General features: G+C 68.6%; 13 protein-coding genes. 8 read left to right on the top strand and 5 right to left on the bottom strand.

The annotated features are described in order from the left end of the window. Positions 1-21 precede the first annotated feature (21 nt). On the top strand, positions 22-336 hold the full coding sequence (locus tag DEJ05_RS11815; RefSeq protein ID WP_181433097.1) for an SdpI family protein: 315 nt from the start codon (positions 22-24) through the stop codon (positions 334-336). A 191-nt stretch (positions 337-527) separates the two neighbouring features. Beyond that, a complete protein-coding gene (locus DEJ05_RS17885) occupies positions 528-1,025 on the top strand; it encodes a hypothetical protein (protein WP_146245093.1) in 498 nt (165 codons plus the stop codon). Between the two features lie 52 nt (positions 1,026-1,077). Here the strand turns inward: DEJ05_RS17885 and DEJ05_RS11805 are convergent, their stop codons facing one another. Next, positions 1,078-2,361, bottom strand: a complete 1,284-nt coding sequence (locus tag DEJ05_RS11805) for an endo-1,4-beta-xylanase (RefSeq protein WP_111110494.1) — start codon at positions 2,359-2,361, stop codon at positions 1,078-1,080. A 199-nt stretch (positions 2,362-2,560) separates the two neighbouring features. On the opposite strand from DEJ05_RS11805, the gene DEJ05_RS11800 reads away from it, so the two are divergent. Together DEJ05_RS11800 and DEJ05_RS11795 are read left to right on the top strand one after the other, a co-directional pair. Further along, on the top strand, positions 2,561-3,748 hold the full coding sequence (locus DEJ05_RS11800) for a hypothetical protein (protein ID WP_111030669.1): 1,188 nt from the start codon (positions 2,561-2,563) through the stop codon (positions 3,746-3,748). Between the two features lie 3 nt (positions 3,749-3,751). Beyond that, complete coding sequence (locus DEJ05_RS11795; RefSeq protein ID WP_111110493.1) at positions 3,752-5,485, top strand: glycosyltransferase; 1,734 nt, start codon at positions 3,752-3,754, stop codon at positions 5,483-5,485. A 16-nt stretch (positions 5,486-5,501) separates the two neighbouring features. On the opposite strand, the gene DEJ05_RS11790 is transcribed toward DEJ05_RS11795, so the two are convergent. Further along, positions 5,502-6,770: an MFS transporter gene (locus DEJ05_RS11790; RefSeq protein WP_111110492.1), complete on the bottom strand. Its 1,269-nt coding sequence runs from the start codon at positions 6,768-6,770 to the stop codon at positions 5,502-5,504. Positions 6,771-7,041: 271 nt separating this feature from the next. On the opposite strand from DEJ05_RS11790, the gene DEJ05_RS11785 reads away from it, so the two are divergent. Together DEJ05_RS11785 and DEJ05_RS11780 are read left to right on the top strand one after the other, a co-directional pair. After that, positions 7,042-7,875 carry an ornithine carbamoyltransferase gene (locus DEJ05_RS11785; protein WP_111110491.1) on the top strand — a complete coding sequence of 278 codons (834 nt, stop codon included), beginning with the start codon at positions 7,042-7,044 and terminating at the stop codon, positions 7,873-7,875. 223 nt (positions 7,876-8,098) lie between these two features. Continuing rightward, positions 8,099-9,499, top strand: coding sequence for a family 20 glycosylhydrolase (locus DEJ05_RS11780; RefSeq protein WP_111110490.1), 1,401 nt, complete (start codon positions 8,099-8,101; stop codon positions 9,497-9,499). A 65-nt stretch (positions 9,500-9,564) separates the two neighbouring features. Here DEJ05_RS11780 and DEJ05_RS11775 read toward each other — a convergent pair whose 3' ends face one another. Continuing rightward, on the bottom strand, positions 9,565-10,506 hold the full coding sequence (locus DEJ05_RS11775) for a LysR family transcriptional regulator (protein WP_111030626.1): 942 nt from the start codon (positions 10,504-10,506) through the stop codon (positions 9,565-9,567). 119 nt (positions 10,507-10,625) lie between these two features. Between DEJ05_RS11775 and DEJ05_RS11770 the strand changes: the two genes are divergently transcribed. Both DEJ05_RS11770 and DEJ05_RS11765 read left to right on the top strand, forming a co-directional pair. Then, positions 10,626-11,582 carry a putative oxygenase MesX gene (locus DEJ05_RS11770; protein ID WP_111030627.1) on the top strand — a complete coding sequence of 319 codons (957 nt, stop codon included), beginning with the start codon at positions 10,626-10,628 and terminating at the stop codon, positions 11,580-11,582. A 37-nt stretch (positions 11,583-11,619) separates the two neighbouring features. Beyond that, complete coding sequence (locus DEJ05_RS11765; protein WP_111110489.1) at positions 11,620-12,669, top strand: methionine synthase; 1,050 nt, start codon at positions 11,620-11,622, stop codon at positions 12,667-12,669. 138 nt (positions 12,670-12,807) lie between these two features. On the opposite strand, the gene DEJ05_RS11760 is transcribed toward DEJ05_RS11765, so the two are convergent. Together DEJ05_RS11760 and DEJ05_RS11755 are read right to left on the bottom strand one after the other, a co-directional pair. Then, positions 12,808-13,227 (bottom strand): DUF1648 domain-containing protein, encoded by a 420-nt coding sequence (locus DEJ05_RS11760; protein ID WP_146245091.1) that lies wholly within the window; start codon positions 13,225-13,227, stop codon positions 12,808-12,810. Positions 13,228-13,264: 37 nt separating this feature from the next. Next, complete coding sequence (locus DEJ05_RS11755) at positions 13,265-13,534, bottom strand: PLD nuclease N-terminal domain-containing protein (protein ID WP_181440715.1); 270 nt, start codon at positions 13,532-13,534, stop codon at positions 13,265-13,267. Positions 13,535-13,539 lie beyond the last annotated feature (5 nt).

Raw genomic sequence — 13,539 nt, 5'->3', positions numbered from 1 at the left:
ACCGACCCAGAAGGAGATCACGTGATCGCGATCGAGATGGCAGCCGCCGTCCTGACCATCGTCTTCGTCGTCCTGCCGGCGCGGGGCACCATCGGCAGGAACGGGCTCGTCGGCATCCGTACCCGGGCGACCATGCGCAGCGACGAGAGCTGGATCATCGGCCACCGAGCAGCGATCGTCCCGACGAGCATCGCCGGCGGCGCGACCGTGTCAGTGAGCCTGGTCTACATCGCACTCGGACGCGCCGACGACATCCCCGCGTTCGTCGCGTGCGCCGCGATCCTCGTCGGCGGAGCCTTCTGGGGTGTGGTGGCCGCAGGACGCGCGACCAGGTGACGGCGGACACGGGGGCCCGGGCGTGGTTCAGCGCTGACGTCGTCGAGCTGCTCGAGATGGTCAGCCCGTACCTCCAGGTCGTCGCGGTGCCGCACACCCACGCTGACGCCTGGCCCTTCCGGCCGCCTCAGGAGGGGCGCGCGCCCTAGCCCTGTCCCTGGTCCGTGAGGCGCCATCCGGACGCCGTCTTCGTGAAGCAGAAGCTCCACGTGCGCGTCCCGTTCATCGGCTCCGATTCCTCCGACGCTCGACTCGTCACCGTCGTGTCGACACACGACTCCGTCCTGTGGCCAGGGTTGAACGGCACCGATTCCGCCTTGTCCGCGACGGTGTACTTCCGCAGCGTCGGGTTCCGGCACCACGCCCACGTGCTGTCGAGCGTCAACGCCTTCGTCACGTCACACCGCTGCGCCTTCGCCGCAGCCAGGTACACCTTCGTCACCTCGACGGCGGTTGCGGACGACGGCGGCAACCGGGGCGAACTGCACCCGGCCACCAGTGCGAGCCCCGACGCCAGCACGGCGGTCACGAGGACCGAGCGTTGCACGAGCAGGAGCCGTCCGTGCGGTCTGCTCATACGCATCAAGTCCACCCCTCACGGCGCCGCGGACGGTCCGCTGGTCTCGCCCAGCAAAGCGCACCACCCCGATCAGAGCCATGAGCACCCCCACAGCCAGGTCCGCCGCTGACGGACTGGAGGCGCGGGGCGGGGCCGCACCGGGCCTCCAGTCCGTCAGGTGGTCACGCGACGATCTGCACCTGCGTGGGCACGTCGGTGACGGTGAACGGGGCGGACGTGCCGCGCACATCGACGCGGTAGTCGCCGCGGAAGCCGCGGACCTGCACCCGACCGCGGTCGTCGGTGCGGAGCACCGTCGGGCCGAGCCACCACTCCTCCTTGACCAGGCGGCGGAGCGCGTCGTAGGACGGCTTCGGGCTGCCGTCGGCGCGGACGAGTCCGATCGGGGCGCCGAGCCAGGCGCCGGCGTCGGTGATGCCCCAGTAGGTGATCGCCTCGACGGAAGGGTGGCCGACCAGGCTCCGGTAGTGCCGTTCGATGTCGTCGGCCTGGCGCGCCTCACCCTCGGGCGTCGACGGCCACGAAGCGACCTGGTGGTCGTTGAGGTCGACGATGTGCGCGGGCATGAGGTCACCGGAGACGAGCGAGGTCTCGGTCAGGTGCAGCGGCAGGCCGTAGCGGGCGAACCGGTCGACCATCGCGAGCATCGTGTCCTCGCCCCAGTAGCCCTGGTGCATGTGGGTCTGCAGTCCGATGGCGTCGATCTGCACGCCGGCTTCGAGCACGCCCTCGATCAGGCACTCGTACGCACTCGACAGGTCGAAGTCGTTGAGCAGCAGGGTGGCGTGTGGATTGGCGGCGCGGGCCTCCTCGAAGGCCATCCGGATCATCGGGATGCGGCCCTTGGCCCGGGCGAGCGGGGTGATCGCGTTGTCGCCGTTGTCGAACACCGGCATGATGACGACCTCGTTGATGGCGTCCCAGGTGTCGATCGTGCCGGCGAAGGCGGAGACCTCGCGGCGGATGCGCTCCCGCTGGAGCCGGTCGACCTCGTCCAGCGGGAGCCCCAGCAGCCAGTCGGGCTGCACGGTGTGCCAGACGAGCGGGTGACCCTTGAGGGCGATGCCGCGGTCGCGGAACCACTGCGCCGTCGTCAGGAGTCTGGCGGTGTCCGGGGCTCCGCGCTCGGGCTCGAAGCGGCCCCAGTAGAACGGGAGCGTCGCGGTGTTGAAGACGTCGGTGTAGAGGTCGCCGAGGTGCTCGATGCCTGCTTCGTCGTGCGCTTCGGCGTTGGCTTCGGCGTTGGCTTCGCCGGTCGGTTCGCCGGTCGGTTCGCCGGTCGCTTCGCCGTTGGCCAGTTCGATGAAGTCGAAGCCGATGTTGCCGAAGGCGAAGGCATGGCGGGTCTGCTCGACGGTGATGACGGCATCGGGGATGGGATTGCCTTCGGCATCGACGACCGTCAGGGTCGTCTCGCCGAAGCGGTGCTCTGTTGCGTGCGTCATCGCGCGTCCTCCGACATCATCGTCCGGGATTTGTTGTGCGCGCAAACATAGCAGCGGGGATCGTCGCCGTCACCCGGAAGACGGCCGGGGGTGAGAGGATGCGTTCGCATCCGCACTGCTGCGGGGCGCACGGCATCACTGTCGGGCCGGAAATCGATGTCAACCAAGACCGAGTCGGCCTTGCTGTGAGGTGGCCCCCGTGGTCTTGTTGGAAGCAGAACGTGCAGGCGCCCTGCGTCGCGAGCTGGAAGCCGCGCGTGCGGACGGCCACACGCGCACACGGCTGGAACCGTTCCCGAGCCGCGCGGGCGCACGATGGCTGCTCCGGCTCGCGTTCGCCGTCCCGTTCCTGGTGCTCGCAGCCGTCAGCGCCGACCCCACAGTGGCCGACGTCACCGTCAACCGCTCCGTCGTGGACCATGTCGCGACACTGAGCTGGGACCGCGCAGACGTCTCGTGGCTCAGCGAGCTGTACCCACCGCTGGGCACGATCCTCGTGCGGCTCATCCCCGGCGGCGCCGCCGGACTCGCGGTCGCCGGGGCACTCGTCGCCGGGATCCTGCTGCAGCAGCTGCTCGAGGCCATGGTCCAACGGCGCTTCCCGTGGTGGAAGAGCACGGTCTTCCTCGTCGCGATCGGCGCGAACCCGCTCTTCGCGTACACCGCCACGGGCAACTTCGAGGCGCTCCTCGGCATCGCGCTGTTCGGGATCGGCGCGATCAACATGGTCCGCTTCGTCTCCAGCCGGAACACCAAGGCCGGCTTCGAGTCGGGGATCCTCTTCATGCTCGCGGCGTTGGCGGACGCTTCGGGGCTCGTCCTCGTGGTCGCGGCGGCGATCACGGCCCCGCTGCTCTCCGTCGCACGGCGGAGCGAGTCGGGCGCGAGATGGTCGAACGTGCTCATCGTGCTGTTCCCGACCATCGCGGTCTTCGGTGCGGTGATGTTCCTCGAGGCACTGTTCGGACGGAACCCGTTGCTGGTGTTCCAGAACGCCGTCCACTACGACCCTGCGCTCTGGGGGCTGGTCCCGGAGCTCGTCACGACGCTCAACGGGCTGCTCATCCTCGCCCCGGTCGCGAGCGGTTGCGCCCTGGCATTGCTGAGTCGTCGGCCCGGTTCGGTCCTGATCTCGGTGTTCGTCTTCGGGGCACTGATCATCGGCTACGTGGGTGGCCTCATCCCGGTGAACTCCGCGGGCAACGTGTTCCTCATCATGACGATGATGGGCATCGCCGTGGTCCCGGCCGCCCGGACCACCCGGGTGAGCGGCCTGATCGCCGCCGTGGGCGCGGCGCAGATCGTGATCGCGTGGGCGGCTGCGTTCAACCGGCCGATCACGCTGGAGTGGATGGCCGCCATCGGTGACTCCCTCGGGTGGTGGTGACGAGTGACCACCCCGCACCTCTCCGGGCCCGGCCGGCACACAGCCACGTCCCGCCCCGATGAACTCACCGAGCTCGAGGCCTCCGGGATCGACCCGGCGTTGCAGCGCCCCGGATCCGGGCAGCGGTACCTCGCCGAGGACTGGATGCCGGTCCGCGTGCTGCAGGACGGCAGCATCCTCGTCCTCACCTCCGGCCGGGCCGACGACGCCGCACTCGGGGATGCGTTGTCCGAGGAGCTCGGGGCTCCGGTCACGTTCGTCTCGGTCGACAGCTGGACCCTCCGCCGTGCCGTGCTGAGCCAGTTCCACGGGGCCGTGGCCGATGCCGCTGCGAACCAACTCCATGACCGGAACCCGACGCTCTCCGCCCGCGTCGTCTTCTCGCGGTCACAGAAGGCCTCGGGCATCGTCCTCGCCGTGATCGCCGTGGCGTGCGGGATCATCTGGCCCGTCCAGACCGCGATCGCAGCGCTGATCGCAGCCAGCCTCGTGTTCCTCGCCGGGACGGGCTTCAAGTTCGTCGTCGCCACGCAGGGAGCCCGCTACGACGTCGTCGAACGGATCACCGACACCGAGGTCTCTGCCCTGGACGACGCCGACCTCCCCGGCTACACCGTCCTCGTGCCCGTGTTCCGCGAAGCGAACATCGTCGCCCAGCTGATCGACAACCTCGGCGGCCTGGACTACCCCGTGCACAAGCTCGAGGTCATCATCCTGACCGAGGAAGAGGACCAGGAGACACGGGACGCGATCGCCGCGGCGAACCCACCACCGCACTTCCGGGTCATCACCGTGCCGAAGGGGCACCCGCAGACAAAGCCACGTGCGTGCAACGTCGGACTCTACGTCGCGACCGGCGAGTACCTCGTGATCTACGACGCCGAGGACACACCAGACCCCGACCAGCTGAAGAAGGCACTGATCGCGTTCGAGCGCGGTGGCGAGGCCACGGTGTGCGTGCAGGCGGCACTGAACTACTTCAACGCTCGCGAGAACGTCCTCACCCGCATGTTCACGCTGGAGTACTCCTACTGGTTCGACTACATGCTGGCCGGTCTGGACCACGCGTCCCTGCCGATCCCCCTGGGCGGCACGTCGAACCACTTCCGCACGGCATCGCTCATCGAGCTCGGCGGCTGGGACCCCTACAACGTGACCGAGGACGCCGACCTCGGCATCCGGGCGAGCGCCGTCGGGTACCGCGTGGGCGTCATCAACTCCACCACCATGGAGGAGGCCAACACCTCGGTGCCGAACTTCATCCGGCAGCGGTCCCGCTGGATCAAGGGCTACATGCAGACCAGCTTGGTCCACGCCCGTCGGCCGCTCGCACTCGTCCGTGAGATCGGAATCGTCCGGTTCGCGGCGTTCGTCCTGCTCATCGCGGGCACCCCGGCGACGTTCCTCTGCGTGTTGCCGTTCTACGCGCTCACCGCCGTCACGTTCTTCCTGCCGCGGGAGACCGTCGACGCACTGTTCCCGGTGTGGGTGCTGTGGCTGTGCCTGTTCAACTTCCTGGTCGGCAACGCGATCATGATCTACCTGTCGATGATGGGCCCGTTCAAGCGCGGGACCTTCCACCTGATCCTCTGGTCGCTCCTGAACCCCGTGTACTGGACGCTGCACTCCATCGCCGCCTACAAGGCGCTCTGGCAGCTCCTGACCCGGCCGCACTACTGGGAGAAGACGGAGCACGGGCTGACCACACAGGGGTCTGCGTCGGACGCGACGGGCTGAGGTACAGGCCCTCGACTCAGCCCACGAGGAGCGTTCGTGGAGATCGGGTCCGTGCAAGGGCCACCAGGAGCGTGCCGTAGGCGACCAGCGCAGGCACCAGCATCCACGCTCCGGTCGGGACCAGCGCGTAGATGACGAAGAACGCGAGGTAGACGACGAGGTTGATCGCGAGCGTGACCTGCGAAGCCCAGGTCCACATCGCTTTCGTGACGGAGTCACCCTGATCGTGGAACGACGAGTTCAGCCACGCCCGCGACGTCCCCGAGAGCCAGCTCGCTCCGTACCCGAGGAGGAAGAAGGCGCCGACCGCTGTCACCACCGTGGCGAGTTCCGACGGCCCCACCAACGCAACAACTGAAACCGCGAGGAAGCCTGCGGCCAGCGCCACTCCTGAGATCGAAGTGTGGAGACGATCGTTCCCGTGCGCCAGGTCCCGGGCGCGACCACGGCGCAGGTTGCTGAGCAGCACGACGAGGCCGCCGCATCCGTAGGCGGCGAGCATCCATCCGTACGCGGCTTCGCCGAGCTTCACGACCTCGAACACGAGGGGTGTCTCGATGATGTTGAGGATCGCGCCTGCGATGAGGAGGAGCATCCACAGCCGTGTGTAGGGCTGTCGCCAGGCCCACAGATCGGACCCTTCCACGCGAACGAGGGCGGCGAACCCCGGCAAGCGGAACCAGCTCCCCGTGCGCAGCTCGGTCGCCGTCCTCCCGCCATGATCACGAGCCGCTCGCAACGCACGTCCGACACCGCCGTGAGCCCACATGGCTGCTCCGACGCCGACGAACATCAGCGCATTGAGGAGCAGCAACCACGTCGGCCCGATCACCGGGAGCAGTGAACCCCCCACGGCCGGCGCGACGGCGAGGGTGACTGCCGACGTCGCGCTCACCGAGCGAAGCACCACCGGACGCTCAGTGGCACTGACCGACGAGCTCACGAGCGACAGCAGGAGCGGATTCGCAACCGCACGGACGATCATGCTCGACCCCGCGTACACGTAGACCACCCACAGGTGCTCGACGAAGAACGCCGCGCCGACCGTCATCACGGCCAGGGTGACCTGGCAGCCGATCCACGCCGTGCGGACGCTCTCGATCGGAACAGCTCGAGCGATGTGACCGGCGACGAGCAATGCCGGGACCGTCTGTGCCACGAACAGCCCCGCACTCGCGGTCGATCCGGCCTGGGTCTGCACGTAGACGATCAGCGCCAGGTAGGTGAACCAGTTCCCGATCCCGTACGTCAGGGACACGAGGGGGAAGAAGACGCGCAGGGGCATCGCCGTCCTCCTCACCTCCGCCGAGCCCCGCAGCCGCCGCCGACGTCCCAGTCGGCGTTCGGGCACCTCGGGTTGAGACGACAGTAGGACGCCTGCTCGCGCCTTCCCATGAGGGAGTGGAAAGGGAACCACCCAAGCGGTGCCGACGGCGCTGGTGCGTTGTCGGACCGACCACAGGGCAGTCTGGAGGCGCGTGGCGGCGCAGCCACGCGCCTCCAGGCCGCCTTCCGGTCACGTCGGGAGCGCGCCGGCGCGTCCCTAGGGTGGTGGGATGCGATCGCTCACCAAGCTCGATGACTGGAGCAGGTCCGACGTCGAGGCCGTCTTCAGCCTGGCCGACGACTACCGCGACGGCCGAGGGCCCGCGACGGCGGGCTCCGCGGTGATGTTCTTCCCGTCCACGAGCCTGCGGACCCGGGTCACGTTCGAACGGGGCGCGTCCCTGATGGGCCTGCAGCCGATCGTGTTCCCCGACACCACGCTGGACAAGCCGGAAGCGTTGACGGACGTGGCGCAGTACCTGGCGGCGTGGGCGGACATCCTCGTCGTGCGCCATCACGACCTCGCCGTCGTCGAGGGCCTGACCGCAGCAGCGGCACTGCCCGTGGTGAACGCGATGACCGACGAGAACCATCCCTGCGAGGTGCTCGCGGACCTGTACGCGCTGCGGCAGCGAGGCGACATCTCGTCGCTCCGATACCTGTTCGTGGGTGCTGACGGCAACATCGCTCGGGCGTGGCAGGAAGCGGCTCGGGTCCTGCAGCTCGATGTGGTCCAGTGCTGCCCCGCCGAGCTGGCTTCCCCGGGTGCAGTGTGGACGGACGACCTGGAGACCGCCGTCCGATCAGCGGACGTGATCCTCACCGACGGCCCCGGCCAGCACGCCCGGGCGCTCGAACCGTTCCAGATCACCGCGGCCCTCCTCGATCTCGCACCGAAAGGGGTGGTGCTCGATCCCTGCCCGCCCTTCCTGCGCGGCCGGGAGGTCAGCGCCGACGCGCTCGAGCACCCTGCCTTCGTCGGCCACGCCTTCAAGGCGGCCCTGCTGCCGGTTCAGCAAGCCGTAATGGCGCACTGCCTCGAACTGCTGTCCGCGAACCGCTGACGCGAGGCCGGTGTGCCACGGTGCACCTTCGTCGGGGTTCGGACACGAACCCGAGCCACGTGATCCACCTGCGGTAGAAAGGTGACGCCGTCGCGCAGGTGAACGACGCCCATTGCCGAGGGAGAGCGTCGTGGTACGTCAGAACAGGACCTCGTCCCGATCGTTCACAGCGCCTGCGCCACACCACGTCAGACGAACCGTCGCAGCCGGTCTGACGATCGCGGTGTGTGCGGCAGCCCTGATCGGCATCGATGCGATCGCCGGGTCGGCTGCCGGGTCGAACACCTCGACCGTGACGGTCACGAAGGTCACCGCGACCACCACCGTCACCTCGACCGGCAGTGCCGTGCGCACCACCCTCAAGGTCAAGAACACTGCCGCCGTGCGGAAGCCGGCTTCCTCCGCTTGGCTGTACCTGTCCGCCGGCGCCAAGAAGTACACGCTCGGCCGGGTCGCGGTGAAGGCGCTCCCCGCTGGGTCGAGCACCTCGGCCACCGCAGTGCGCGGGACCCCTTCCCGGACCGCGGCCGGCAACTACTCCATCCTCGCCTGCGCCGGTGCGTACTCGGCGAAGCAGTGCCGCACGTCGACCGCGACCGTCACCACCAAGCCGACGACCCGCGCGCGTCCGGAGACGGGCGTGATGCTCGACGTCGCTCGCGCCTACTACCCCGTGGCGTTGCTCAAGCGGTACATCGACCTCCTCGCCGACGACGGCGGCCGCTTCCTGCACCTGCACCTCACCGATGACCAGAACGTCGGGATCGAGAGCACGGTGCTCGGCCAGACCCTCGCCAACGCTGATCTCGACGACGGCGTGTACACGAGCCGCGTGACCCATCGCCCGTTCCTGAGCGCCGCGCAGGCACGCTCGATCGCCGCCTACGGGGCGAAGCGGGGCGTCGCGATCGTGCCGGAGATCGACACTCCCGGACACATGGCCGCCGCCTTCGCCCTGCTCGAGGCGCAGCACGGCACGAAGTGGGTCGACCGCATCCGTTCGGGCGAGAACGAGCTCGACACGTCGGCGCCCGAGAGTCTCGCCCTGGCGAAGAAGCTGTACGCAGAGGTGCAGCGGACCTTCCCTGCCAGCCGAACCGTGCACATCGGCGGCGACGAATGGGGCGACGACGTCACCGCCGGCCAGCGCGTCGCCTGGATGAACGCGATGGCGGCCACGGTCGGCAACCGCGAGGTCTGGGCCTGGAACGACGGGATCGATCGGGTCGCGATCGGGCGACTCGATCCGCGCATCCACGTCACCTACTGGAGCTTCGACGGCGACACCGAGGACGCAGCCGAGCGGCGCGAACGGCGAGCGCGACGGGCGAGTGCGGTCGACCTGCAGCAGGCCGGGATCGACCTGCTCAACTACAACTCGTACTACCTGTACGAGGTGCCGACCGACCTCAACCCGGCCGACAGCGAGTACACCGTCGCCGATCTCCGCGAGAACTGGTCACTCCGGACGTGGGACGGCGACTCCGGTTCGCTGCTCGCGGCTCCGATGTCGGGCGCGGCCGTCGCGATCTGGGGTGAGGACCTCGAGGACCCGCCATCTGACGCGCTCCTGCGGTGGAGCGCACCGCACGTGACGGCGATGCTCGAGACCGCAGCCTCCTGACGGACGCATGTCGGGCCTCCAGGCCGATCGCTGGACCCGCCGGACCCGCCGGACCCGCCGCCTGCCTACCCGAGCGGCTCGACGCCGTAGCTGGTGACCACCGCACGCAACTCGTCCAGGTATGCCTGCGCCTGCACGGTGAGGGGAACCGAGGCGTGCGCGATCCAGCCGATCTCGATGCGCTCGTCGACGTCGAGTGGGATGGCGACGATCTCGGGGTCGAGGTCGTCGCTGATCAGCCCGGTCGAGATCGTGTACCCGCCCAGACCGATCATGAGGTTGAAGATCGTCGCCCGGTCCGACACCCGGATCTCCCGCTTGCTCGACATCGTCGACAGGATCTCCTCGGCCAGGTAGAAGGAGTTGTTCGCGCCCTGGTCGAAGGTCAGCCGAGGCAGGTCGGCGAGGTCCTCGAGGGTCGCACGCTCCCGTGACGCGAGCGGGTTCCGCTTGGCCACGAAGATGTGCGGCTGCGCGACGAACAGCGGCGTGAACACGACGCCGGCGTCCCGCAGCAGCTTGCCGAGCACCTGCTTGTTGAAGTCGTTGCGGTAGAGGATGCCCACCTCGCTGCGCAGCGTGCGGACGTCTTCGATGATGTCCCAGGTGCGCGTCTCGCGCAGCGAGAACTCGTACTCTTCCGCAGCAGCCGCTTCGACCATACGGACGAAGGCCTCCACCGCGAACGAGTAGTGCTGGGCGGACACCCCGAGCAGCCGACGCGACCGCTGGCCGCCGACGTACCGCTGCTCGAGCAGGGAGACCTGCTCGACGACCTGCCGGGCGTACCCGAGGAACTCGACGCCGTCGACGGTGGGCACGACTCCTCTGGCCGAGCGGGTGAACAGCGGGCGCCCGATCCGCGTCTCCAGGTCCTTCATCGCCGCGGACATCGTCGGCTGCGACACGTAGAGCAGGTCGGCCGCTGCGCTGATCGAGCCCTCCGTCGCGACCTCGATGAAGTACCGGAGCTGCTGCAGGGTGATGTCGTTCGAGACACGGGCCATAGGCCGAGGCTATACCGGTGCATAGCGTCTCGGTATTACCTGATGGCTCGCCTTTCCCGTCATGATCGAGGCACCCCTTCCCCAGCGCCCGCGGGCGCTCGACGAACAGATTGCCGACCATGGCGAACGACCTCACCTTCAGCATCACCCGGACCCGGTTCGACGAGGACTACTCCCCCGCCGACAGCTCCCGGCTGACCACGAACTTCGCCAACCTGGCGCGCGGCGAGCACCGTCAGCAGAACCTCCGCGCTGCGCTGGCGATGATCGACGGGCGCGCGAACGAGCTGGCCGCGGCGCACGACCGCTACCGTCTGCAGCTCGACATCGTCTCGGTGGCGCTCGAGCTCTCAGACAGCGGGTCGGACGCGGAGTTCCCGCTGCTCGAGATGCTCGACGTCACGATCCTCGACCAGCACACCGGCGAGCGCCACCAGGGGATCCTCGGCAACAACTTCTCGTCGTACCTGCGCGACTACGACTTCTCGGTGCTGCTGCCGTCGTCGCCGTCGCTGCCGTCCGACTTCGGCCAGCTGCACGGGGCGCTCTTCCAGCGCTTCCTGGAGTCAGACGTGTTCGGATCGCAGTTCACTGCCGAGCCCGTCGTCTGCATCAGCGTCTCGACGAGCCAGACCTACCGCCGGAACGGGTACGTCCACCCGGTGCTCGGCGCCGAGTACGAGCACGAGCACTCCTCGCTCACCGACGACTACTTCGGCCGGATGGGCATGCGGGTCCGGTACTTCCAGCCCGCCGGGGCGGCTGCCCCGCTCGCGTTCTACACGCGCGGCGACCTGACCGGCGACTACACGGACCTCCAGCTCATCGGCACGATCGCCACCATGGAGACCTTCCAGAAGATCTACCGCCCGGAGGTCTACGCCGCGAACACCCCGGCAGAGAGCACCTACCGCCCCACCCTCGACCACGCCGACTTCACGCCCACCCCGGTGACGTACGACCGCGAGGAGCGCGGCCGCCTCGGGATCACGCAGGGCCGGTGGACCGAGGAGCACCTGGTGCGGCCGCACCACGCACTCCTCGCCCGGTGGGCTGACCCCGCCCTCGCGAGCTGACTTCCTCTGCCCTTCGACTGACTGGACCATCACCCCCATGCGTTCTCTCCTCCCCACCTCGATCGTCGGCAGCCTGCCGAAACCGTCCTGGCTCGCCGAGCCCGAACGGCTCTGGTCCCCCTGGGAGCTGCAGGGAGCAGCACTGACCGAGGGCAAGCAGGACGCCCTGCGCTCCGCCGTGCACGAGCAGGAGCGCCGCGGCATCGACATCGTCAGCGACGGCGAGCAGACCCGCCAGCACTTCGTCACGACGTTCATCGAGCACCTGGACGGCGTCGACCTGGAGCGCAAGGAGACCGTCCGCATCCGCGACCGGTACGACGCGGCCGTCCCGACCGTCGTCGGTGCCGTCAGCCGTCGTGCGCCCGTGTTCGTGGACGACGCCCGCTTCCTGCGCGCCCAGACGGACCGGCCGATCAAGTGGGCGCTCCCCGGCCCGATGACGATGATCGACACCCTCTCCGACCAGCACTACAAGAGCCGCGAGAAGCTGGCGTGGGAGTTCGCCACGATCCTCAACCAAGAGGCGCGCGAACTGCAGGACGCCGGCGTCGACATCATCCAGTTCGACGAGCCTGCCTTCACGGTCTTCCACGACGAGGTGCAGGACTGGGGCGTGGCCGCGCTCGAGCGCGCAGCCGAGGGCCTGCACGCTGAGACCGCCGTGCACATCTGTTACGGCTACGGCATCGAAGCGAACAACAAGTGGAAGGAGACCCTCGGCGCGGAGTGGCGGCAGTACGAGCAGTCCTTCCCGCTGCTGCAGCAGTCGCCGATCGACATCGTCTCGCTCGAGTGCATCCACTCCCACGTTCCCCTCGAGCTCGTCGAGCTCATCCGCGGCAAGAAGGTCATGCTCGGGGCGATCGACGTCGCGACCGAGACCGTGGAGACCCCGGAGGAGGTCGCGGAGGTGCTGCGTCGGGCGCTCGAGTTCGTCGATGCGGACAAGCTCATCCCCAGCTCCAACTGCGGGATGGCGCCCCTGGCACGAGGTGCGGCGCTGGACAAGCTCGGCGCGCTGTCGGCTGGTGCGGACATCGTGCGGGCCGAGCTCGTCGGCACGGCGGTCCCGTCGGCCCACTGATCACCGCGAGACACCACGGCGGCTCTCTTCCGGAAGGAGGAGAGCCGCCGTTCGTGTTGCGTCCGCCGCGTGCGCGGCTTTCGGTCCGGCCTGGAGGCGCGGCTGCGCTCCGGCTGGCAGGTCACGCCGGCAGTGGCGTCACCTTCCACCGCCCCTCGCGGGGGAAAGCAACCAGTACGGGACAAACGCCCACACGGGCGCCGCCGCGAGAAGCCACCAAGCCGTCGGACTCAACGTCGAAGACGCCAATCCCACAATGATCAGCCAGCTCATCGCGAGAGCCGCAACGAACCCTGCGGTGACCGCACACGAGATGCGACCTCTGCGCCGGTCTTGAGCAAAAGCGGAGCCGACCGCCCCCACGAGGAACAGCGCCTGTACCGCCGCGAGCAGGATCGCGGTTCCCAACGGAGTTCCGTACCCGCTCGGGCTGCCATCCGGGCCGAACGTCGTCGCGATCCGGTCGGGCAACCGATCCCACCAGACGCTGGTGACCGCGACCTCGACCACGACGGGGAACGCAGCAGCGACGGCTGCGAACAAGGCACGCGGATTCATGCTGCGGACAGGGTGGTGATCCGACCGAAAGTTCCCCTCACCGCTGGCCAACGTCGTCACTTCTGGGCTCGATCGACCGTTCGCGGTGCCGAGCGACGAACCACGTTGCCGGCCCGATGATCGGAGCGAACAGGACGACGAGAGTCCATCCGAGCAAACGACGGCCAAAGGTCGACCGAGATCGGATCAGCGAGATGAACGCTGCGAGTACGAGGAACAGCGCGAAGAGGGATACGGCCATCAGCACGCCGTCGAGCGCTGTTGGAACAATTGGATTCATCATCTGCTCCTCCTGCCAAGACGCCATTCCGC

The sequence above is a fragment of the Curtobacterium sp. MCLR17_045 genome (assembly GCF_003234405.1).
Classification (GTDB): Bacteria; Actinomycetota; Actinomycetes; order Actinomycetales; family Microbacteriaceae; genus Curtobacterium; species Curtobacterium flaccumfaciens.
The sequence above is the reverse complement of the archived record's forward strand: the minus strand, read 5'-3'. Positions and strand labels throughout refer to the sequence as shown.

Bases quoted from the DNA above. Each gene is read 5' to 3' on its own strand.
- DEJ05_RS11770 (WP_111030627.1), top strand. From the start codon at position 10,626: ATGGCGAACGACCTCACCTTCAGCATCACCCGGACCCGGTTCGACGAG.
- DEJ05_RS11760 (WP_146245091.1), bottom strand. From the start codon at position 13,227: ATGAATCCGCGTGCCTTGTTCGCAGCCGTCGCTGCTGCGTTCCCCGTC.
- DEJ05_RS11785 (WP_111110491.1), top strand. From the start codon at position 7,042: ATGCGATCGCTCACCAAGCTCGATGACTGGAGCAGGTCCGACGTCGAG.
- DEJ05_RS11765 (WP_111110489.1), top strand. From the start codon at position 11,620: ATGCGTTCTCTCCTCCCCACCTCGATCGTCGGCAGCCTGCCGAAACCG.
- DEJ05_RS11775 (WP_111030626.1), bottom strand. From the start codon at position 10,506: ATGGCCCGTGTCTCGAACGACATCACCCTGCAGCAGCTCCGGTACTTC.
- DEJ05_RS11755 (WP_181440715.1), bottom strand. From the start codon at position 13,534: ATGGCGTCTTGGCAGGAGGAGCAGATGATGAATCCAATTGTTCCAACA.
- DEJ05_RS11790 (WP_111110492.1), bottom strand. From the start codon at position 6,770: ATGCCCCTGCGCGTCTTCTTCCCCCTCGTGTCCCTGACGTACGGGATC.
- DEJ05_RS11805 (WP_111110494.1), bottom strand. From the start codon at position 2,361: ATGACGCACGCAACAGAGCACCGCTTCGGCGAGACGACCCTGACGGTC.